Genomic DNA, 21442 nt, shown 5'->3' with positions numbered 1-21442 from the left:
CGCGATGTGGCCGCGCTTACGATCGGGTACCAATCGTTAGATCTTAACCACTAGAACCGTGCGTTGCCATAGATCTGTAGCGCCAGCGTGCAGATAGCAGCGATCGAGATCGGCACGCCGAAGGGGACGACGCCTTTGCGGTCCAGATGCTGAACGTAGACGCGGAAGGCCCCTTCGGGCAGCATCAAGGGATTCTTCACGACTAACGCGGTCGCAAAGGCGAAGACCAGCAACAGCACGGAAAACACCAGGAGCCCGCCGCCGCCGATTAGAAACGAAACCACCGCCATCAGTTTGACATCGCCAGCGCCGACCTTGCGCATGGCCCACAACAAGAAAAGCGCCACGAACAGCAGTAGGCCGGCAACCGCGCTCAGGCCCATGTCCCACCACGACCCGCTGAGGATCGACATAACCTGCAGCGAACCCAGCCCAAGACACAAAAGCAGCAGCACGTCACGGTTAGATATTTTTTGGGTCGTGAAGTCGAGCCATGCAATCCTTGCCAGCAAAGGAACCGCTAGCCCCTTCATCAGCAGCGCTCCGGCAAGCAACATGCTAGCGCCTTACCGTTCGAGATTCTTCACGCTGGACGACAGGAGTCGCAAATTGTTGCCGACGGTCGGGTCATTGGGAGCCAGTTCGTATGCTTTGAGGAAATTACTGCGCGCGTCCTGCAGCTTGCCGCGCAGCAGATAGGAATAGCCGACATTGTTGTAATATTCGGGCGTTGGCCCAATGAGCCGGAAGGCCTGGCCATAGGCCCTGTCGGCGAGATCGAAGCGGTGGATGCGGTCGCTGCAGGCGGCGAGGCCCAGCCATGCGGCACCGTCGTTGGGGGCGAGTTGCGTCGCCTTGTAGAACAGGGCGCCCGCATTGCCATAATTTTCCGAGCGGAACTGGTTCTTGGCTTCGGCAACGGCTTGGTCGGAGGCATAATATTCGACGTCGCTGACCGTCTTCAGTCCGTCGAAGGCGTCGCCGAAGGCAGTAAGCTCCACTTTCGCCGGCTCGTTAGTGCGGACGACCCCCGTTGGGTCCGTCGCAGTCGACTGACAACCGGAAAGCACGACAACCAGCAAACTGGCAGCGGCAACGAGGCACATTGGCCTTTTCATTTTATCCCCCAGGGATCTTGCCGATCCCGTCCCCTGACCAAAGCACATCCCTGTCTAGAAGAAAATGCCCTTCATTCGAATGATCACCGGAAGCATCACGACCATCATCACAACAGGAAAGATGCATAGCCCCAGCGGTATCATCATCTTGACAGGCAAAGCATTGGCGCGTTCCTCGGCGAAGAGAATTCTTTGTCCCCGCATTTCGTCGCTGTAGACGCGCAAGGCGTCCGTCAAACTGGTACCGAGCTCTTCCGATTGACGGAACAGCACAGCCAGCGCGCGCGCCTCCTCCAGTCCAACGCGGTCGGATAATTCGCGCAGGGCCTCGCGCAACGGCTTGCCCGCGCGCAACTGAAGATTCATGATTGCGAGTTGGATGCCGAGCCATCTATGGGTGCCAGCCAGTTCGCTGCCGACACGCTCGACAGCCGCTTCGAGGCTCATGCCGGCATCGGCACAGGTGATCATCATGTCCATGAAATCCGGAAAGCCGCGACGGTATATCTGTTTTTGTCCCTTTTCGAACCGATCAAGAGCGATGCTCGGAATCACGATGCATCCCAGCCCAAGCAGGGCAGAGCCTGCAAAGGCGACAAGACCGGGAAGTTCGGGTGGCAACATCCGCGACAGGAGCGCATACGTCACGGAAAAGCCAAGACAGACCGCGCCAAGGCGTGACAGAGTATAGATCAATGGCGCGCTTGACTGATAGAAGCCGGCGCGAAAGAGTTTTGCGTCCAGCGCGCTGGGCTCGTCACGTTCCTTTTCGATCGATCTGAAATAGGCGTCGACCGGCCGCTGTGCTGAAATCTTGGCCAGTTCTTCCTGGCCCAAAAGCGAGCGGCGGTTGGGAATGCCCTCTGCCAGCAGGCTTTGCGCAACCAGTTTCCTCGTCTGCAGCGCCGGCAAGACGACGAGCGCGCCCACCAGAAACAGCGCTACGGCCGCCAGGAAGACGGCGATGGACACCAGAAGGCTCAGATCCTGGGTCACAACTTCTATAGCTCCGATCGCTCAAAAATCGAAATTGACCATACGGTACATGATGAAGTCGCCGAGCAGCGCCCAGAACCCGAAAACCAAGAACACCGGCATGATCAACGGGCTGCCCCATACATCACCGTAGTAGCTGGGGGCTAGGCCCGTGAGGATGGCGAGCATCAAAAGAGGAAACAGGGAAATGATCCACGCGGACATTCGCCCCTCGGCAGAGAGCGCCCTAATCTTCAACCTGAGTTTCTGCCTTTCGCGCAGCACCACTGAGAGATTCGACAGAATTTCGGTAAGGTTGCCGCCGGTCTTGGCCTGAATCGACAGCGACACCGACAGCAAATGCAGACCTTCGAAACCGACGCGCTGCGAGAGTTTTCGCACCGCGTTTTCAAGGCTGAGGCCAAAGGTGATCTCGTCGGAAACAATGCCGAATTCGGTGCCCAGCGGATCAGGCATTTCTCGTGCGACAAGGCTTATAGCCACGGAAGTCGGATGACCGGCACGCAGCGAACGCACGATCATCTCAAGGGCATCCGGCAATTGCTTGGCGAATTTCTGGATTCGCCTGGCGCGCGCGCGGCGGAGAACCAGAAACGGCAGGAGGAATACGATGAGCAGAAAGATGATAAACGAAGCCACGGCGGAGAAGTGCAGCAGGAACGCAAATACCAGTGCCAGGGCCAGTCCACCGAGAGCAAATGTCGCGACGAACGACAGCGGATTTCCGGTAACGCCGGATTGCGTGTACAGCCTGTTCAGGCCAACCGCATTGAAAAGAAAGTCGCCCGAGCTGGTAAGCCCGCGTTCTTGCAGCAATCGCTGCAAGGTCTGTTCGGCCGGAGCGTCGTCGGCGAGCCGCTTCAGTCGACGGTTGATCGTGCTGACCGTTGAGCGCCGCTTGGAGTAAGTCACATACAGAGCCTCGGCCGCGAGGATGAGCGACGCAGCCGCCAGTACATAGATGAAGTAGAGCAATGTCTGGCCGGTCAACATTAGAGGGGGACCTGTGGGTTGAACGCGTCCTTGGCGAACTGATGGCCAAGGGTCGCCGCTTCCTGGGCAAAGCGCGGACGAATGCCGGTCGCCCGAAATTCACCAACGATCTGGCCCTCGGCAGTCACATCGCGGCGGACGAAATGGTAAAGTTCCTGAACCTGTACGACATTGCCTTCCATACCGGTGAGTTCTGATATGGAAACAACCCGCCTTCCACCATCGGAAAGCCGTTGCGTCTGCACAATGATGTCGATGGCCGAGGCAATCTGAGCCCGTATTGAATCGTGGCTCATCGGCATGCCGGCCATACCGACCATCTGTTCCAATCGCGATATCGCATCTCGGGGCGTGTTGGCATGAATGGTGGTCATTGAACCTTCATGGCCGGTGTTCATAGCCTGCAGCATGTCGAAGGCTTCCTCGCCTCGCACCTCGCCGACGATGATGCGATCCGGCCGCATGCGAAGCGCATTTTTTAGCAATTCGCGCTGGCGAACTTCGCCCTTTCCCTCAACATTGGGCGGACGCGTCTCGAGACGGCCCACATGCGGCTGCTGCAGTTGCAGTTCCGCTGCGTCCTCAATGGTGATCAGGCGCTCCCTGGCTGGGATGTAGCTCGACAGGGCATTGAGCAGGGTCGTCTTGCCGCTGCCTGTGCCGCCCGAAACCAGGATCGACTTGCGGGCCTGCACGGCAATGCGCAACAGGTCGACCATCGGTTGCCGGATCGAATTAAACGCCATCAGACGTTCGAGCGAATAGGGGTTCTTGGAGAACTTGCGAATCGAGACCAGCGGGCCATCCACCGAGATCGGCCGCACAGCTATATTGACTCGCGACCCATCTTCCAGCCGCGCATCGACCATTGGCGCCGATTCATCGACACGCCGGCCGATAGCCGAGACGATCTTGTTGATGACACGTAGCAGATGGGCTTCATCGCGAAAGCGGATCGCCGTCTCCTCTATGACTCCACGCCGCTCGATGAAGACTCGCTTGTGGGTGTTGATCAGAATATCGGAAATCGAATCATCCTTGAGCAAAGGCTCGATCGGACCCAGCCCGAGCATCTCGTCAGCGGTGTCGCTGGTCAATTGGTCAAGTTCGCGGGCGTTAAGCGGCACGTTGCGAGCACGAACGAATTCCCGCACGATGGGGCGGATCTCGTTCAGGATTTCCTCCTTGGACGCACTTTCAAGGGCCGTCAGGTTGAAGCGATCAATCAAGTGGCGGTGGAGCTCGACCTTGAGCGTAAGGAAATCATCCCCCGGCGATTCGAATTCCGCAGAACGGGACAGTACGGGGACTGCCGGCACGATCGGATCAAGCTTCGGCTCGACCCGCGACTCGCTTGGCCCTTTCGTGAATCGGCCCAGCATTTTGCGCTACCCCTTTGGACACGCCTTGGGGGGAATACCCCCGCAAGACAGCAGGCACCGAGCACGTTCCCGAACTCAATACTTCGTGCATATTTAACATCCAGGTCGAAAAAACATCTCATCTATTCGAACGAGGCGTCCGACCGTAAATATACAAGGGCCTGCCAAAACATCGCCCTGCGTCTTTTTGGCCACGATGGCCCTTACGGGCTCTGGCAAGCCCTTGGATATAATGGCATATGCCTATCTGCTAATATCGCCTCGCTTCTGCCACAGACGCGGCGAAATTGTGAACGGATGGTTAAAGACGGGCGAAAAGCAGGCAGAATCAACGTCTTGCTGCAGAGAGACCTCGAAACGATATTACCATTTCAGGCATAGCACAGGTATAAATAAGTTAAAGAACCACTAACATATTTGACTCTGCTTTTTATCGGCCCCTAGGATTAGGTCGACGGAGGATGCTCAGGTATGCGATTTCATCCTTGGCTCGTCTCGTCAGGGTTTGAACCTCCAAAGGGAGAAATTGGCATGAAAAAGCTCATGACGATGACCCGGCAGTTCCGCGACGACGAACACGGCGCCGCCATGGTCGAATATACCATCCTGCTCGGCATCATCACCGTGGCGGTGATCGCCACGATCATTCTTGTCGGTGGCTGGGTCAGCACCCAATGGACGGGGCTTTACGCGTTGTTGCCGTGATAGCTTAGTCCTATCATCGACGCCGGGGAGGTCCCCGGCGTCGATCCAGGTGGTGGGTGAACGGAGTCTGGCGGGAAAAGAAAGTGCGTGCAAACACTGTCATCATGATCGTTCTCGCCGGCGTATTCGGCGTGCTCGCAGTGGTTCTCGCCAATATCTGGCTGACCAGCCAACGCAGCGCTATGGCGAAGACGGACGTGCCGCGCGATACCGTCGTGGTGGCGGCCGTATCTTTGAAATTCGGCGACACGCTGTCGGCCGACAAGCTGCGTGAAATCACATGGCCGGCGGGCGCGGTTCCGGCCGGTGCCTTCAAGACGACAAAAGATCTACTCGCTGGCGAAGGCACAAAGCAGGCGCTGCAGGCGATCGGCGCTAATGAACCCGTTCTCGCCACCAAGATTACCGGCCCCGGCCAGCGCGCCACGCTTTCGGCGGTGCTCGGCGAAGGCATGAAAGCTGTTTCCATCAGAGTCAACGATGTGCTCGGCGTCGCAGGATTCGTTTTCCCAGGGGATCGGGTCGATGTGCTCCTGACGCGCACCGTGCACAATCCTGGAGGTGCGGACCAGAGTTTCGTCGACGTGCTGTTGCAGAGCATGAAGGTACTCGCCGTCGACCAGGTCGCCGATGAAAGCACGGACAGCCCGACGGTGGTGAAATCGGTGACCGTCGAGGCTAGCATCAAGGACGCCCAGAAGCTGACGCTGGCCGCCGGCGCCGGCCAGTTGTCGCTGGCGCTTCGCCAGGCAGCCGCCGGCAAGGACGAGATCACCCAACGCATCACGCTTTCAGACCTGACCGGCGAAACGCCGGCCGATGTCGCAGCCAGGCAGGCCGAACTCGCCAGGCAGGCGACGGCCGATGCTGCTGCGGCAGCCGAGCGCAAGCGCGCGGACGACAAGATCAATGGCCTGACTCGGGCCGTCGAACAGGTCGGAAACCGGCTCGACGACTTGAGCAAAGCAAAGCCTGCTCCGGCCGTGACCTCGGCACCCGAAGCGCAAGAGGTCGTTAAGGAAGTGATCAAATATGTGCAGCCGGAGCCGTCAGCCCGTGCGACTATCGGCGTTTTTCGGGGCGTGAAGCTCGAAAAATATGACGTACCGCGACAAAGATAACTCTGGTATGTTGAGATAAAGAGCGTCCGAAGAGCCGCCAAAGGGGGGAATGTAGATGCGAACGGTCCGGGAAACACTGGCAGCCGCCGCGCTGGCCTGTTCGGTGATATTACTGCCGATCGGCCTTGAGGCTACGGCAGCCGATCGCCGTATCGACGTGTCGAACCCCAAGGTCCATCGTGTCTTCCTGCCCATGTCGCAATCGCTGACGATTGAGGTGAATGCCACTCTTGGCGATATCGTCGTCGCCGACGAGAAGATCGCAGATGCCCAGCCGATGACGGACAAGACGCTCTACGTCATTGCCAAGGGCGCCGGTACCACAACCGTCAATCTCTTTTCCGAAGACAAGCGCTCGCTTGGCGTAATCCAGATCGAGGTCGGCGTCGACGTCAACGATATGGCGCAGGCAATTCGGCAGGTAGCGCCCAGATCGCGGATCGATATCGGCTCGGTCAATGGCAAGGTCCGGCTCGGCGGGCATGTGAAAGACGGCGCGACGCTGGCGTCGATCCTGGAAGTGGCCCAGCAATACGGTCCCGACGCGATTATCAATGCCGTTACCGTTGATGACAGCCAGCAAGTGAATCTGGAAGTGCGCGTGCTCGAGGCCAAGCGCAATGCCGGTCGCGACCTTGGTGTGTCGATCAGGAGCACGAACAACAGCGGAACGACCCGAACTGGAACGGGCATTGCCGCCGTCGATGAAGATAACGTTGTGCTCGGACCGGGCGGTCTGCTCACTGGCCTGCTCTCGAACACCAATCCGTTCGCGGCGCTGATCACTCGCGTCATCGACAGCAACATCAAGGTCGATCTGATCATCGAGGCGCTTGAGGCAAAGGGTGTCGTGCGCATGTTGGCCGAGCCCAATCTCACCACGCTTTCCGGCGAGCCGGCCAGCTTCAACGCCGGCGGTGAAGTGCCCATCCGCAGCCTCGACAGCGACGGCCAGATCAACATTGTGTACAAGCAGTTCGGCGTGAATCTGCAGTTCACGCCGATCGTGCTCAACGACGACAAGATCCATATCAAGCTAGCGCCGGAGGTAAGCGACCTGAACGGCTTCACGCCGGCTGGCGACCCGATCTTCACCACCCGCAAGCTGGCGACCGTCGTCGAGTTGCGCGACGGCCAGAGTTTCGCCGTCGGCGGGCTCTTGTCCAGCAAGAATACCAAAATCCAGAGGCAGGTGCCATGGCTGGGCCAAGTGCCGATCGTCGGCGCGCTGTTCCACAATTCAAGCAATCAGAAGGAAGAGACCGAACTGGTCGTCATCGTCACCCCGCACATCGTGCGCCCGGTGAAACCCGGCGAGCAACTGGCGACCCCATTCGACAAGACACGGCCGGCCAACGACCCGGAATTTTTCGTGCTCGGCCAACTGGAAGTAACCAAGGACATGGTGCGCAAATATGAACTGGGCGAAGGCGTCGTCGGCCCCTATGGCCACATGCTCGACCTGAAATCCAAGGACAAAATGATCTATGTCAAGAAATAGGATGTTGATCATGCTTTTGTGTGCCAGCGGGCTGACGGGCTGCGCCGACTATCTAAACCGCTACGACACGGTGACACTGGCCGCAGGCGACACCCAGAAATACAATTCGCTTCTGCAGACAGTCGATCCGCTCAATCCGGCGTCGAAAAAGACCGCTATTGAAGGGGATGGCGCGCGCGCTGCTGCTCTTGCCCAGAGTTACAAGTTCCCACCGCCACCACCGCCGCCGCCGGCCATCACGGTCAATGTCGGGACGCCGCAAGACACGGCGGATTGAACAGAAGGATCAGCGCGTCAGGTAAACAAGGAATCCTGGCGTCCAGGAGCAAAAAGAGCAAGGCCATGCTGCGTATTATTCGCGCGTTCTGGCACGATCAGAGGGGAATAGCGCTGATACTGGTAAGCGTCATGCTGCCGGCGATCATCGGATTTTCTCTGCTGGTGATCGACATGAGCCGGCTCAACAATCTGCATAACGATCTGCAGAAGGGGGCTGATGCGTTTGCCCTGGCAGGCGCGGCTGAGCTGGATGGGACGTCGGACTCCATCAGCCGTGCTGATAGGGCGATCGCCACGCTGGTACGCAATCGATACACCTTCTCGACCGCCGGCCCTCCTCAAACGCTCGCTTCCGCCGGAGTGACCCGCCGATATCTTCGCTCATTGCCGGCCACCGACAATCTCCCGATTGTGCCGGCCAATGTGATCACCGACGAGCTGAATGACGCCAAACTTGCCCGTTTTGTTGAAGTCACTGTAGCCCCGGTCGGGTTTGCTGCAATCTTCCCGGCTTCCTTCTTGTCATCCAGCGCCAGCAACAATTTCAATGTCGGCGCAGTCGCTGTGGCGGGCTTCACTTCCGGCGTGTGCGATTTCACGCCGGTTTTTATGTGCAACCCTTACGAGACGGTGAACGGCACGAATGCAGCGGGCGGATTCACACTTGAGCAGGCCGTCTCCAACCCGGCTGTACATCGTCGACTGATCGAACTGAGGAAGGTCGGAAATGGGGCTGCCGCTGGCCCTGGTAACTTCGGCTTCCTCGAACCTCCGGCCGGTGTGGGGAACGGTGCTCAAGCCCTCGCTCAGACGATTGCAACATCAAGGCCGATTGGTTGCTACAGTTCCGCCAACGTTAGCACGAAAACTGGCCAGAACGCCGGCCCAGTGCAAGACGCCTTCAATGTTCGTTTCGGCATTGCAGCCAGCGGCAACCATTTCAATAGTGCTGAATACGGTCCAGCCGCGAACGTCCGCAAAGGGGCAATCAAGACCCGAGGAAGCGCAAACCAATGTCCTTCCATGAATCAACTTTCATTCACCCAAGCTGGAACAATGGGCCTTCCACGCGACGCGACCACTCCATACCTCGGCGGCCGAATGGGCGATGGAAATTGGAATTTCTCTGGTTACTGGAGCACCAACTTTGGTTCCGCTGCCTACCCATCTTCATGGAATACGACCAAGCCGACGCGCTATCAGGTCTACCGTTACGAGATATCGGCCGGGTTGGTAGGCATGGCGTCGACTGGTGGAGAGATCGGAACCCCGTCGGCAGCTTGCCAACCCCCTGTCACGACGGTTGACCGTCGGTTGATTTACGGTGCGATCCTGAACTGCAATGCACTCCAAGCTGCCGGCAGCGATCTGTCCGGCCACAGCACGGATCTGCCGGTGGAAGCTTTTGGAAGCTTTTTACTGACTGAACCGGTTGCGTCGCCATCGGAAGACGCATCCGTGATGGTTGAATTGGTAGACGTTACTGGGGGTGGCGGCCAGGGCACGCTAGACAATTTCCTCCGCGACGAAGCTCAGCTTTACCGGTGATGGCGATGATTGGAATGCTATTGCGTCATCTCGATAGATTTCGATGCGATCAACGCGGTGCAGTGCTCATCGAAATGACGCTGATCACGCCGCTGATGCTGATTTTGGCGGGTGGCGTGTTCGAGTTCGGCAATCTGATTCACGAAAAACTCTTGATGGAGGCCGGACTTTCAGATGCAAGCCGCTTCGCCGCGCGCTGCAACAGCCAATTGTATACACAAGCGGGGCTTGCGGCGATCAACTGCGCCGACATCGCTGCAAACATCGCTGTGTTCGGCAATGCCGCGGGAACAGGCAGTGCACGCGTCAGCGGCTGGCAGAAATCGAATGTGACGGTGACAATCGCCGCCTCCGGTTCCTGCCATGACGCTGTGGTTGCCGGCGTCGCGCAATATCGATCAACCACCGCGCAGGTCTGTATCGTCAGGGCTGCGGGTACCTTGGCGTACGGCGGGGTCGGCATGCTATCGATCATCGGCATCGGCCCGATCACGTTGAACGGCTCTCACGAGGAGCGGCTGATCCGGTTCTGACCATGTTCAAGCGTTTTGCGGATTCGGACGACGGCGCGGCGATGGTCGAAATGACCATCGTTTCGACGCTGCTGTTTGCCCTTGTCCTCGGTTTCATCGATTTCGGTCACGCCTTCTACCAATGGAACGCTGCTACCAAGGCGGTCCAACTCGGCGCCCGGCTGGCCTCGATTTCAGACCCAATTGCGACGGCCCTTGCAACTGCGGCGCCGACGACGACGCCGGGTGCGCCAGTCGTTGCCGCGGCATATGGCCCCTTCGTCTGCAGATATACTGCTGGCACAGGAGCTTGCACCAACGGCGGCACATTCAATGCCGCCAACTTCAGCCGTATCTTCCGCGGGGACACGGCAAACACCAACGATGATGCCTGTCCCCCACTCGCAGCAAATCAACGGCCCGGGATGTGCCATTTCTTTCCGCGCTTGCGCCGCGATAACGTGGTGGTCACCTACAGCGCCACTGGCTTGAGCTATCAGACCCGGCTGGGCGGACCGGTGCCAACAATCACCGTAAGTCTTCAAAACGTGACCTTTCAGTTCTTCTTTCTGCAAGGGCTGATGGGCTTTGCGAACCTCACCATGCCGTCCATGCTAAGCACGGTTACGGGCGAAGACCTGAAGAGCACATCACCATGAACGCCATCAACACGAAGGTTCTCCCAACCAAACGAAAGCAGGTCGCCCTGTTCTCGTCTGATTCGCAGTTCAAGCATGACGTGGCGACGCGGCTCGATGCGCTGGCGATCTATGACGTCCGGATTTCCGAAACGGATGATTTTCTCAAAGGCCCGACCCCCGACACGCGGCCGGGCATCGTAATCCTCGACCTTGCCAATGGCGAGCTGCTTGGCAAGCCTGGCATTATCGAAGGGCGCGCCCTGTGGGCGGCCGTGCCGCTGATTGCGGTTTCCGACGAACTGACCTCTGAACAGACGCGCATCCTGGTGCGAATGAACGCCTCGGACTGGCTGCACAAACCACTTGATGCCAAGGAGCTTCTGAACGCGGTCACCTTCCACGACACCGGCAACCAGGGCACCAAGAGCCGCATCATCACCTTTATCGGCGCTAGCGGCGGCGCCGGCGCTACGACGCTCGCTTTATCAGCGGCGGAGTTCCTGGCCTCGAAATCCACCGAACGTGCAGCTTCGACCTGCCTCGTCGACCTCGATTTCCAAAGCGCCAATTGTGGCGCCTATCTCAACCTCTTCAACCAGTTCGACCTTGCCGGCATCATCGGCCAGCCGGAACGGCTCGATGTCGAACTGATGGATGTCATCAAGCTCTCGCGCCCGTCCGGCCTGACGCTGTACGCCTTCGAAAGGCCGCAACTGCCATTCGAGCCGCAGGGCGCAGATTTCGTGTTCCGGCTGCTGGACCTCGTCGCCTATCGCTTCGATGACATCGTCATCGACCTGCCCAACATCGAAACTCCCTGGCAGAATCCTGTGCTTTCCACGAGCGACGCGATCTTCATCGTGTTCGAGCTCAACGTCGCCTCGCTGCGGCAGGGCAAGCGGCTCTACAAGAAGATCCGCGATTTGCGCGGCAATTCGGTGAACATCACGCTGGTCGCCAACAAGCACAAGAGCAAATGGTTCGGCAATCACTTTTCGCGCGGCGAACTCGAAAAGATATTCAAGGCACCGCACATCAAATCGGTTGCCTTGGACAATGCGCTGCTGACCGATGCGCTGAACCGAGCCATCATGCCTTCCGAAGTGGACGGGCGGGCACGCTTCAACAAGGATCTGAAGCGGATGTTCAAAGAGCGGCTCGATGACACTGCCCGGTAGATATCGCTTCGTTCCAACGCTTGCGGGCGCCTGCATCATGGGCCTGGCATTGGCGGCATCGTCCTGGGACTGCGCCCATGCCCGATCCGGGCTATCGGACCAGCCGCCGCTGCCAGCCATGGGCCCCAGCCTGCGCAAGTTCGTTTTTTTCCAAACCGCGGAACAGCCGGGCACGATCATTATCCGCAAGCAGGAGAAGGCGCTCTATCTTGTGACCCGAGAGGGTGAGGCGCTGCGCTATCAAATCAGCGTCGGGCGTGACGGATTTGGCTGGACCGGCACCGTGGAAGTGGGGGCGAAGACCGAATGGCCGGAATGGCGCCCACCGAGAGAAATGCGCGCGCGCCAGCCGGAGCTGCCGGAGATGGTGCCGGCCGGTCCCTACAATCCGCTCGGCGCACGGGCGCTCTACTTATCCCGAGACGGGCACGACACGCTTTATCGCATACACGGCACCAACGACCCTTCAGGCGTTGGCTTCGACGGCACATCGGGATGCTTTCGTCTTACCAACACCGATGTGATCGATCTTTTCAGGCGCGTCTCGGTCGGTGCAAAGGTGGTGGTCCAATGACGATGATTAGCGACCCGGACATGCCGGCGATCGGCATTGGGCCGGCGACCCAAGCTATAGAGCAAGCTGTCGCTGGGAAACCGAGCAATGCCAGGATGATCGGGGTTGTTGCTGCAGGCACCTTGCTGATCACAGCCGCAAATTTAATAGCCGCGGTCTATCTCTTCCGCGGCATCAACGACCTGCGCTCTGTCGAAGGGAGGCTGGAACAGCTCGGATCGTTCGAGCAACGGATTGCGGCCCGGCTCGACATGGTCAATAACGGCTTTCAAAGCCGGTTCGAAAAACTGGACAATCAACTGCAGGGTAGCTTCAGCCAGATCAACGGCAGCATTGCTCGGATAGAACAGAACTTGCCGCTGGTCAACGACGACGTTTCTACCGTGGCGGAGCCTTTTGTTGAGACGACCAGCGCCACGGCGGAGCCGGTCAGCGATCTCGGTGGTGAAGAAGCGACCGAACGCAGTATCGTCGAAGCACCACGCCCGCCCAAAAGGAAGATCGCAGCAGCGGTGCCCCCTGCCCCAAGCTCCTCCTACCGGCGCATAGAGCAGCCTGACGGCAAGGTCTATTACCGCAAGATCGATTAGAAGCGGGGTAAGGGGGCGTGGAGAATGCTTGCCAGAGAAGATCGTCCGCCGCTTTGAGCGTCGGCGTCCATATTCGTTCTGGGAGCGCTTTTCGTCGTTTTTGTCGGGTGGACGTCGGTGCCTTCGTCCAGCCTGCTGCTCGTGGCTGACATCGTGCCAACCCACGAAACCTTGCTGATCGAAGTGTGGGTCTCGCTACGCGATGTCGTCTATTCGTCCCGACCACCGCGAGGCGCTGATAAAGGTCACCACTTATGACTTCTCGATCTTCGGCGGCATCGAAGGCAAGGTCTCTAGCATGATCGCCGACAGTTTGGTCGATCAGAAAAACGGGGGAGCCTTTTACCAGGTTCGTGTCGCGGCGGACAAATCGACGCTCGCGAGGGATGGCGAGACTTATTCAACCATCCCGGGCATAATGTGCTCAGTAGACATCAAGACGCAAGGCGATTCTGAGTTACCTTTTAAAGCCGATCAACAAGGCGCGTCAGGAGACCATGAGTGAGCGCTAGCGCCACCTCTCCTCCCATCAATCGTGATCGGCTGCTTCTAACGATCACAAAAGAGGATTTCGGGCTGGAATTCCGGGTCGTCGCGCGTGGCGGCATACGCCGCGGCATTCGTCTGGAAAAGGCTTTCTGGATATCTCTGAAGCAGATGGCTGAAAGTAGGAAATGCACAATCGGCATGCTGATCGAGGAGATCGCCGACAGCCCGACCAAGACTGGTAACCTGACATCGGCGATTCGGGTGGCTTGCATACACGGGCTGACGGATGAAAACATGGCCCTGCGGAAGCTTGCATCGATCAGGACGATCAATGCCATATTGCTTGCCTGCCCCTCGCCCGCTTTTGCCTTGGCGTCATCGAAGAAGATCCTGACTTTCAATGCTTCGTTCCAGCAATTCGTCAAGCGTCAGTTGCCGATCGGACCAAACAATGATGCACGACTAGATCTCAAGCTGGCGCTGGATCTCCCTGTCGCCGACATTTTTGCCCAACTCGACGCCAACGGCGAAGTACCGATCGCCAGCGGCTTTGTAATCGGGGCCGGCGAACGGCGGTACCGAGGTCAATTGAATGTAGTACGGGCGCCCGTACCCGAACCGGAATTGCTGATGGCGTTCGTCAACAGCTAGAATTGCGGCCTCCGGTGAGCGAGGCTCAATCCGGGCTGAAGATCTTTCGTATCATTTAGCGCGAATAGGAACTGTCTGCGAGACTTCGATTAGGCCCGACCGCTATTGCCAGCCGACGGCCCGCGCCGTTTGGCGGGAGCGGCACCATCACCAATCAACCGGAGTCATTACAATGAAGGGCGACAACCTCGAAGAGAGAGGGCAAGACGACGTATTGGCGCCAGAGAAGGCTTGGCGAGCAGAAAAACGGGATTGGATCCGAACTGGGCTGATCGCCGCGCAAATCCGCGCGGAAAAGCTGCGGCAAGGTCCAAGAAGAAATTTCGCAGGATCGAACACATGTGTTGGCTGGAAAATAGAAAGCTTATCCGCTCCGCGAAAGTCATTGCCGAGGCTGAGCATGCCGAACGTAGCGAAAAGACAGCAAGATTGAGATCGCTTCGGATGGCAGCTCAGAGTGACCTGAAGGTTCCGTTCCTTGAGGAACTCGATTGCTCTCTACTTGTCGCCGCACTGACTCAAGGCGAATTATCGGCTAAACTTCCCGACGGATCGCATTGGCGGGGCCGAGCAAGGGCAACAGGCAAAAACCAGTATTCCTCCGCGCCCGCCAATTCGGACTAACGAGTGTTCTCTCGCCTGATATCGAATTCAGAAGGCGATCTCGAGACCCAGCTTGCCGCTGACAGTTGACTGTCTTGAGACCACTTGCCGCGAATCTCACTGCTGAGCGTTGATCGATTGAGACATTTTCAGGTTGAAGCCAGACGGAGTGCCACTGAGAAGTCTGCGTCTTCAAACTCACACTCTCCCTTCCGTCAACGCATGCCGTGTTGGAATAGCCGAAGCCGAAAGGCGGTAGCGCTCCTCAAACCCACTATCTCATCTCGGGTAGCAGGTGTGGCGATGTAGCCCTCGTCACAGGGCTAACCCTAGTGATTGCACTGGCCAGGGGCCGCTTTTGATGCCACGCTGCGGAGCGCCGGCGGTCCGAGCACACACCGCCGATCCCTGCGACCCAGAGCATCGCTTCGCGAAATTTCCCTAAGGGCAGTCAGACATTGTTCCGATCAGTGTTGAACGAGATAGGTTTCGATCCTGCCGACACCTGCCAGTTCTAGATTACAGCGCGGTTCGAGCTTCCAGGAGGTGCGCAGGGCCTGCTTGGTTGCCTCCGAGATTTGCATGCGGTCGGCCACGCCCTGGGACTCGAGCCGGCTTGCAATATTCACGGTCTCGCCCCAGAGGTCGTAGACGAACCGATGCCGGCCGATCAGGCCCGCGATCACCGGTCCCGTGTGCACGCCAATGCGGATCCGAAAGCTATCGTTACCCCAAGCTAAGGGCTTCAACGCGTCCAGCATGGATTTCCCGAGTGCCACGATCCTGTCGGCATGGTCAGCTGCCGGTTCGGGAACACCGCTCGCAGCCATATAGGCGTCTCCGATGGTCTTGATTTTCTCGACGGAATGCTTCTCCGCCAAGACGTCGAACGTGCCGAATAGCCTGTCGAGGCGCTTGATCAGGTCCGACGGCGGCAACCTTGCCGCTATGCTCGAGAAACCGACAATATCGGCAAAAAGAATGGTCACTTCATCGAACCGGTCGGCAATGAACTCTTCGCCCCGATGCAGCCGTGCCACGATCTGACCGGGCAGGATCGCATGAAGAAGCGAGTCAGCCCGCCCCTTCTCCACCTCGATGCGCTGAAGATACTGGTGCTCGCGGTCAAGCCAACGCTTCTTCTCCAAACTCGAGTTGATCCGGGCGCGCAGCAGGACTGGATTGAAAGGTTTAGGCAAGTAGTCGTCGGCCCCCGCCTCGATGCAGCGGACCACTGCGTCCACTTCGTCCAACCCCGATATCATGATGACAGGGATATGCCGCCATCGGCGCTCCGCTTTCAATCGTGAGAGCACCTCGATGCCGTTCATGTCCGGCATCAGGAGGTCCAGCAGAACCAGGTCGAACTCGTGTTCCGCAAGGTGAGCCAGCGCTGACAGACCGGACTCGGCAGTGACTACCTGATGACCGTCACGTTGCAAGCGGCGGGAGAGGAGACCGCGGTTACTGCTGATGTCGTCGACGACAAGTATGCGGCCACAGCCGGAGCTTACGGGGTGCTCCGTCTTGATCAGTGCCCGTTCGAGTCCTGCCGCATCGATCTCAGCCTGATCCGTGGTCCGCGGTTCCTCGCTGTCGGGTGCGCGCGAGAGGCCGGCGATTGCATCGACATGCGCCAACAACTCGGCCGCCGCGGCGAGCATCACCCTGACATCCTCTTCCAGCGCGTATTCGTGCAATTCTTCGGCTTCTTCACGAATCATTTCGGAATAGCCGATGATCGCGTTGAGCGGCGTTCGCAAGTCGTGGCGCAGTTTCGCCTCGATCTCGACCCCTGCCCGGTTCTGATTGTCGGCTTTGCCATAGATCAAGCTGTCGATCAGGCCATTCAATTCGCAAGCAGCGGCGCTGACCTTCTCCAGATCCGGTGTCATGTGGACCAGACCGAGATCCTGCACCTGTTCGGTCAGCAACTCCTGAAATCCTGAGATTGCCCGCGCCGGTCCGGCGAGCTGCTGTGCCAGATGGACGGCGATCGCATGGCGTTGGAACTTGTTCTTGGCAGTCATGTTTTCAAACCGTTGGCCTGGGCCTCATCGATCCCCGGCGAGCAATTGTTCAATTTTCTGGACAAGTCGCGACAGGTCCACCGGCTTGCTATCGTAGTCATCGCAGCCGGCCTCGAGCGCCATTTCGCGATCGCTGGCCATCGCGTGCGCAGAAAGCGCAATGATCGGGATCCCGGAGGTGGCCGGATCAGCCTTGATCCGCCGGGTCGCCTCCCACCCGTCCATGACCGGCAAGCTCATATCCATGAGGATGAGATCCGGCCTTTCCGAAACGGTGAGTTCCACGCCCGACTGTCCGTTTTCCGCAATCAGGACTTCGAACCCACGCCGCGACAACCGCCGCGAGAGCATGTCGCGATTCAATTCGTTGTCTTCTACGAGAAGGATCCTCGTCATCCTCGGCTTCCTTCAGCCATGGGGGCGGTTCCGGGATCGGCAATGCTGGCACCTGTCGATCCAAGTGGGAATATCTGGCGCTCGAGGGCCTCGACTAACTGAGACCGACTGTTTGCGCCCTTGGTCACAACCGCGACCGCCCTGTCGCGAAGCCATTTGAGCTCGTCCGCCGACAAATCCTTGGAAGTCACGACGACGACCGGAATGTTCTGCAGTTCGGGCACCTGCTGCATCTCGTTCAAGGTCTCGAATCCGTCCATTTCGGGCATCAGCAGATCAAGCAGGACCAGACGCGGCAACAACCGCTTCATCAGCTTGAGGCCGCGCAGGCCATCGCTTGCCTCGTGAACCCGCCAATCCTTCTTGACCAGAATACGCCGAAGGAAATCGCGCGAGGCTTGATCGTCATCAATAACAAGCACATCGCGGTTGCCACTGCCGCAAGCCTCTATCGTTCGAACAAGCTTCCGCGTGTCGATCGGCTTCGTCAGGTATTCGACCGCACCGAGTGAGAGGCCGAGTTCGCGATCTGCAAGTATCGTCGCAAGGATTACTGGAATCTCGCAGAGCTCCTTGTCGCTCTTCAGCGAGCGCAGCACTGACCAGCCGTCCTGATGCGGCATGATAATGTCGAGAACGATTGCGACAGGGCGATGCGCTCGCGCAGCGGCTATTCCTTCCTCGCCGCTTGCTGCTTCGATCGACGCCAGTCCCACCTCTGCCAAGGCCCTGGCGATAAGGGTTCGGGCGGCAGGTTCGTCATCGATGATCAGAACCGCCTTGTCCGACGGCCTGGACGACAGCGGTTCGGCGGGTCGCTGCTCGCTAGATTCCTCGTTGCACTCGGCTGGAATCTCCATTGTGAAGGTCGAGCCTTTTCCGAACTCGCTCTTGACCGTTACAACGCCTCCGATCATTCGGCAGAAACTCCGGGTTATGCTAAGGCCCAATCCCGTTCCGCCATAGTTGCGAGTGGTGGACGCGTCTGCCTGCGTAAAAGCGTCAAAGAGCCGTTCTTGTTGCTCTGGCGTCATCCCGATCCCGGTGTCCGACACTATGAATATTAGCCAGTCTCCATCCGATGTCCTGTTGCGTTGAACCGCCAGCGTTACACGGCCCACTTCGGTGAACTTGGCCGCGTTACTGAGTAGATTGAAGAGGTTATGACGCAACTTCGTCTGGTCCGAATGCATTTTCCCAAGGTCGCCCGCGAGGTCCAGCACGAAACTGTTTCTGTTTTTCGCCATCAGTGGCGCGACTGTGGCCTGGACATCGCGCAACAAGTCGGCGACGTCGAAAGTCTCCAGGAAATTTTCCATCTTATTTGCCTCGATCTTCGACAGATCGAGGATGTCGTTGATGAGCGCGAGGAGATGGCGACCGGCCCCGGCGATCTTTTCCACATCTGGGACGAACTCGTTCATTTGCTCGTCACTCGCCTCTTCGATCAGCATCTCGCTGTAGCCAATGATCGCGTTCAGTGGAGTGCGTAGCTCGTGGCTCATGGACGCGAGGAAGCTGCTTTTGGCCTCATTTGCCGCTTCAGCATGGCTCTTGGCCCGCTCGAGTTCGACCTCTCTCTGCTTCAGTTCCGTGATGTCGGTGTAAACGGCGACGGTCCCGCCGTCAGGGGTCTTTCGTTTGCTGACGCGGACCCAGCGTTCTCCGAAGCGACCCTCGTGGACGAAGCCTGCCGGATCCTTCTGGATGCGCAGCCTCTCCGCAATCCATTCCTCCGGCGACGCGCCCTCAAGGTCGACGTGCCCGCTCGCCAAGCGTCCTTTCAGAATATCCTGAAGGCTTTGCCCAGGAAGAGTAGCTCGCTCATTGCCGGGAAAGATTTCGCAGTATTTGCTGTTGGCAAGAAGGACCTTGTCCTCCGAATCGAACAGGACAAATCCGTCAGAAATCGCCTCGAGTGCCGCTGCGATCGTCCGTCTTTGCCGCTCCGCCTCATCTTCCAGTCTTTGCTTTTCAATTGCGCTCGCCCGGAAAAGCCGAAGCGTCCGCGCCATCGCGCCGAGCTCGTCGCCTCCCTCTGCCTGTATTTCGACGTCATAGCGTCCTTCCGTCAGATTTCCGATCACCCGGTTCAAGCGCCGCAACGGGCCGACGATCGAGCGAAGAACAAGGATGGTGAGAAGCGACCCGATCATCACCACGATGGCCACCAGCACGGCAGCGGTCGTCGCCGTTTTCTGGGTTTCCGTTACGACCTCGTTGCGAGCGGCTTCTGCCTCGGCGCTCGCTCGTTCGACGAGTTTGTTTAGCGCGGCATCCACATTTGCGCTGTGGGTGCGCGCCTCGGCGAGGAGAGTGTTGCCGATGATGCGGTTGTCTTGAGTATAGCTGTCTGCCGCTCGTAACGCCGTTTTGACATAGGAATCGATCTCAACGCGGATTTCCCTGACCGCATCCGGTGATGATTTCGAAAGGCGGTCCAGATGTGTCAGCAGTCGCTCGCGCGCCTGCTCGGCATTGCGCTGGGAATTCATCAACAAGCTAACCGACAAATCAGTCAGCCAGTAGCGCAATTCGCCGAATGTTACGTGGGCCGCAGCCGCAGTGGATGCGACATCGAAAAATGCCTTGGTCTCCGCGGTTCGATCTGCACTGCGATAAAGTGCCTGCGTGAGAAAGATGGACGATACGATGAGGCTGATAAGGCCGGCCGCTGTCAGCGCAGCTATGCGGGCCGAAATCGGTAGATTGGCGAAGCTACGCGCAAGTGGCCTCGCCGGCGCCGATACGGCCTCCACTTGGTGCGGTGATTGTTCCAAAGCGCTCATTTGAACAAGACGATGCTGATCGCGCCTCCCAGATCGCCCGCTTTGCCGCCCTCCTTTGGATATCCTGTCACGTCGATCTCGCCCTTGGGCTCGCCGTGACAGGAAAGACACGAGCCTGTATAGTATTCGGGCAGCAGCATTCGAAATGCCGGGCGTCCATCCGCCTCTGTGACGTCCGTGTAGGCTCCCTTCGCTCTCTGCGGATCCAGCAAGACGCTCTCGATGATCTGTGCTTCCCAGGCGTCCGGAAGCGATTTGCGGTTGCGCACGAGTTGCTCTGGCGCAGTCACGCGCACCCGAGCTTCGTTGCCGGCCTTGGCGCTGAACTTGTCATTCATCAGACGCGCAAACACGGCTGGCACGAAGCCCTTGAATGCGATTCCCGCGCGGTTGATGTTATCTTGCTGTTCGTCCACCACCTCTCGCATGGCCTCAATCTGGACTTCAAGCAGACGCCGGTCGCGCTCGGTCAATTCGCCGGAAAGCGGGTCGTTGCCGGTGTGTTTTGAGTATTCGGCGATGGCCTCTCTCGTAATGCGCTCACCGTCGAGGTGCTTGTCGCCAAGAGCAGGATCATTGATGAGCGTCTGGTAGTTCGAGATGATACGTCGCCCCGCACGGAGCAATTCCGCGAGTCGCGTTCCCGTCGCGACATCCTCGGTAACTCCCGCTCCGATGGCAGACGACACGACGAGCGCGCAGCCGACAAGAGCAGCGGCAATGAAAGTCCGCGTCAACGTTGACATGCCGGACATTTCCGTTTCCCTTCCAGGAAGGCCACTAGCAGCATAGCACGATAAAAGCCGGGGAGGCAGCGACAAACTTCGAAGCTCAGGGAAGGAGGGAACGAAATTCGCCATCTGTTCCGAAGCGTCCCTGGCGTGTAACCCATCTTCGCCGAACGTCCCTTACCACCCCATTGCCAACCCACAGCCTCGACCAACTGGATGACGGCTTCGGGTGATGGCCGTGAATTGGCCCGGAGCAAGCGAGCTTCCGCTTAGGGTGGGAACCGATATTCCGCTTAGGGTGAAGCCACCAGGACAGCTTCAGGCGGGGCCATCGCCTTCAGCACCGCTTCGCGTCGTGCTGCTGGCTGGAGACGCCGCTCGTTGACGGGCACGGCCGGTCTTCGCCTTACGGCTGCGCCAGCCGCGATCCGAACCGACGAACGCTTCCAGCATGTGCGGAATCAGGGCAGCGGTGTCCACGGGTTCATAGAGCCGGCTGTGCTCGGCCGCATACTGATCGAGTTCCTCCTTGAGGGGCTCCGGCAGGATGATCGTCATGCGGACGACACCAACCTTCGGCAGCCGACCGAGCCTCAGATCAGGCATTGTTCACCT

Annotated in this window: 23 protein-coding genes; 13 read left to right on the top strand and 10 right to left on the bottom strand. The window is 58.6% G+C overall.

Annotated features, from left to right (window positions below; genetic code table 11):
• Positions 1 to 50: 50 nt before the first annotated feature.
• From NKH90_RS11440 to NKH90_RS11420, 5 genes are read right to left on the bottom strand one after another with little or no spacing between them, the layout of a single operon-like run.
• Positions 51 to 557 (bottom strand): prepilin peptidase, encoded by a 507-nt coding sequence (locus tag NKH90_RS11440; RefSeq protein WP_352770969.1) that lies wholly within the window; start codon positions 555 to 557, stop codon positions 51 to 53.
• A 9-nt stretch (positions 558 to 566) separates the two neighbouring features.
• Positions 567 to 1118: a tetratricopeptide repeat protein gene (locus tag NKH90_RS11435; protein ID WP_352472992.1), complete on the bottom strand. Its 552-nt coding sequence runs from the start codon at positions 1116 to 1118 to the stop codon at positions 567 to 569.
• A 54-nt stretch (positions 1119 to 1172) separates the two neighbouring features.
• A complete protein-coding gene (locus NKH90_RS11430; RefSeq protein WP_502898822.1) occupies positions 1173 to 2090 on the bottom strand; it encodes a type II secretion system F family protein in 918 nt (305 codons plus the stop codon).
• Between the two features lie 45 nt (positions 2091 to 2135).
• Complete coding sequence (locus NKH90_RS11425) at positions 2136 to 3107, bottom strand: type II secretion system F family protein (protein ID WP_352472993.1); 972 nt, start codon at positions 3105 to 3107, stop codon at positions 2136 to 2138.
• The gene (locus tag NKH90_RS11420) at positions 3107 to 4489 is read right to left on the bottom strand and encodes a TadA family conjugal transfer-associated ATPase (protein WP_352819413.1); all 1383 of its coding nucleotides are present in this window, start codon (positions 4487 to 4489) and stop codon (positions 3107 to 3109) included. Before NKH90_RS11420 ends, NKH90_RS11425 begins: the two co-directional genes overlap by 1 nt.
• 531 nt (positions 4490 to 5020) lie before the next feature.
• Here NKH90_RS11420 and NKH90_RS11415 point away from each other — a divergent pair.
• From NKH90_RS11415 to NKH90_RS11355, 13 genes are all read left to right on the top strand, one after another.
• Positions 5021 to 5194: a Flp family type IVb pilin gene (locus NKH90_RS11415; RefSeq protein WP_352472996.1), complete on the top strand. Its 174-nt coding sequence runs from the start codon at positions 5021 to 5023 to the stop codon at positions 5192 to 5194.
• A gap of 83 nt (positions 5195 to 5277) precedes the next feature.
• A complete protein-coding gene (gene cpaB, locus NKH90_RS11410; protein WP_352819412.1) occupies positions 5278 to 6315 on the top strand; it encodes a Flp pilus assembly protein CpaB in 1038 nt (345 codons plus the stop codon).
• 55 nt (positions 6316 to 6370) lie between these two features.
• Positions 6371 to 7816, top strand: a complete 1446-nt coding sequence (locus tag NKH90_RS11405; protein WP_352542683.1) for a type II and III secretion system protein family protein — start codon at positions 6371 to 6373, stop codon at positions 7814 to 7816.
• Between the two features lie 10 nt (positions 7817 to 7826).
• Positions 7827 to 8093 carry a hypothetical protein gene (locus tag NKH90_RS11400; protein WP_352542684.1) on the top strand — a complete coding sequence of 89 codons (267 nt, stop codon included), beginning with the start codon at positions 7827 to 7829 and terminating at the stop codon, positions 8091 to 8093.
• Positions 8090 to 9643: a TadE/TadG family type IV pilus assembly protein gene (locus NKH90_RS11395; RefSeq protein WP_352819409.1), complete on the top strand. Its 1554-nt coding sequence runs from the start codon at positions 8090 to 8092 to the stop codon at positions 9641 to 9643. The genes NKH90_RS11400 and NKH90_RS11395 overlap by 4 nt, the downstream gene beginning before the upstream one ends.
• Positions 9643 to 10176 (top strand): TadE/TadG family type IV pilus assembly protein, encoded by a 534-nt coding sequence (locus NKH90_RS11390; RefSeq protein ID WP_352685437.1) that lies wholly within the window; start codon positions 9643 to 9645, stop codon positions 10174 to 10176. Before NKH90_RS11395 ends, NKH90_RS11390 begins: the two co-directional genes overlap by 1 nt.
• A gap of 2 nt (positions 10177 to 10178) precedes the next feature.
• Positions 10179 to 10814 (top strand): TadE/TadG family type IV pilus assembly protein, encoded by a 636-nt coding sequence (locus NKH90_RS11385; RefSeq protein ID WP_352473002.1) that lies wholly within the window; start codon positions 10179 to 10181, stop codon positions 10812 to 10814.
• On the top strand, positions 10811 to 11974 hold the full coding sequence (locus NKH90_RS11380) for a CpaE/TadZ family protein (RefSeq protein WP_352542686.1): 1164 nt from the start codon (positions 10811 to 10813) through the stop codon (positions 11972 to 11974). The genes NKH90_RS11385 and NKH90_RS11380 overlap by 4 nt, the downstream gene beginning before the upstream one ends.
• Positions 11958 to 12548: a L,D-transpeptidase gene (locus NKH90_RS11375; protein WP_352473004.1), complete on the top strand. Its 591-nt coding sequence runs from the start codon at positions 11958 to 11960 to the stop codon at positions 12546 to 12548. Before NKH90_RS11380 ends, NKH90_RS11375 begins: the two co-directional genes overlap by 17 nt.
• Positions 12545 to 13138, top strand: coding sequence for a hypothetical protein (locus NKH90_RS11370; protein ID WP_352819407.1), 594 nt, complete (start codon positions 12545 to 12547; stop codon positions 13136 to 13138). Before NKH90_RS11375 ends, NKH90_RS11370 begins: the two co-directional genes overlap by 4 nt.
• Positions 13139 to 13340: 202 nt before the next feature.
• Positions 13341 to 13643 (top strand): beta-barrel domain-containing protein, encoded by a 303-nt coding sequence (locus NKH90_RS11365; RefSeq protein WP_352819405.1) that lies wholly within the window; start codon positions 13341 to 13343, stop codon positions 13641 to 13643.
• Entirely contained in the window at positions 13640 to 14278 is a 639-nt protein-coding gene (locus tag NKH90_RS11360; protein ID WP_352819403.1) for a ribbon-helix-helix domain-containing protein, read from the top strand. The genes NKH90_RS11365 and NKH90_RS11360 overlap by 4 nt, the downstream gene beginning before the upstream one ends.
• Before the next feature lie 231 nt (positions 14279 to 14509).
• Positions 14510 to 14902, top strand: coding sequence for a hypothetical protein (locus NKH90_RS11355; RefSeq protein WP_352819402.1), 393 nt, complete (start codon positions 14510 to 14512; stop codon positions 14900 to 14902).
• Between the two features lie 446 nt (positions 14903 to 15348).
• Here the strand turns inward: NKH90_RS11355 and NKH90_RS11350 are convergent, their stop codons facing one another.
• From NKH90_RS11350 to NKH90_RS11330, 5 genes are all read right to left on the bottom strand, one after another.
• Positions 15349 to 16911 (bottom strand): adenylate/guanylate cyclase domain-containing protein, encoded by a 1563-nt coding sequence (locus tag NKH90_RS11350; protein WP_352819400.1) that lies wholly within the window; start codon positions 16909 to 16911, stop codon positions 15349 to 15351.
• A gap of 24 nt (positions 16912 to 16935) precedes the next feature.
• On the bottom strand, positions 16936 to 17307 hold the full coding sequence (locus NKH90_RS11345; RefSeq protein WP_352542692.1) for a response regulator: 372 nt from the start codon (positions 17305 to 17307) through the stop codon (positions 16936 to 16938).
• A complete protein-coding gene (locus tag NKH90_RS11340) occupies positions 17304 to 20096 on the bottom strand; it encodes an ATP-binding response regulator (RefSeq protein ID WP_352819397.1) in 2793 nt (930 codons plus the stop codon). Before NKH90_RS11340 ends, NKH90_RS11345 begins: the two co-directional genes overlap by 4 nt.
• On the bottom strand, positions 20093 to 20851 hold the full coding sequence (locus NKH90_RS11335) for a Tll0287-like domain-containing protein (protein ID WP_352819395.1): 759 nt from the start codon (positions 20849 to 20851) through the stop codon (positions 20093 to 20095). The genes NKH90_RS11340 and NKH90_RS11335 overlap by 4 nt, the downstream gene beginning before the upstream one ends.
• 294 nt (positions 20852 to 21145) lie before the next feature.
• Complete coding sequence (locus NKH90_RS11330) at positions 21146 to 21433, bottom strand: DUF2274 domain-containing protein (protein ID WP_352819393.1); 288 nt, start codon at positions 21431 to 21433, stop codon at positions 21146 to 21148.
• Between the last annotated feature and the right edge of the window lie 9 nt (positions 21434 to 21442).

It is taken from the genome of Mesorhizobium sp. M0898 (assembly GCF_040319695.1).
Lineage (GTDB): Bacteria > Pseudomonadota > Alphaproteobacteria > Rhizobiales > Rhizobiaceae > Mesorhizobium.
This window is presented reverse-complemented; position numbering and strand designations above follow the sequence as displayed.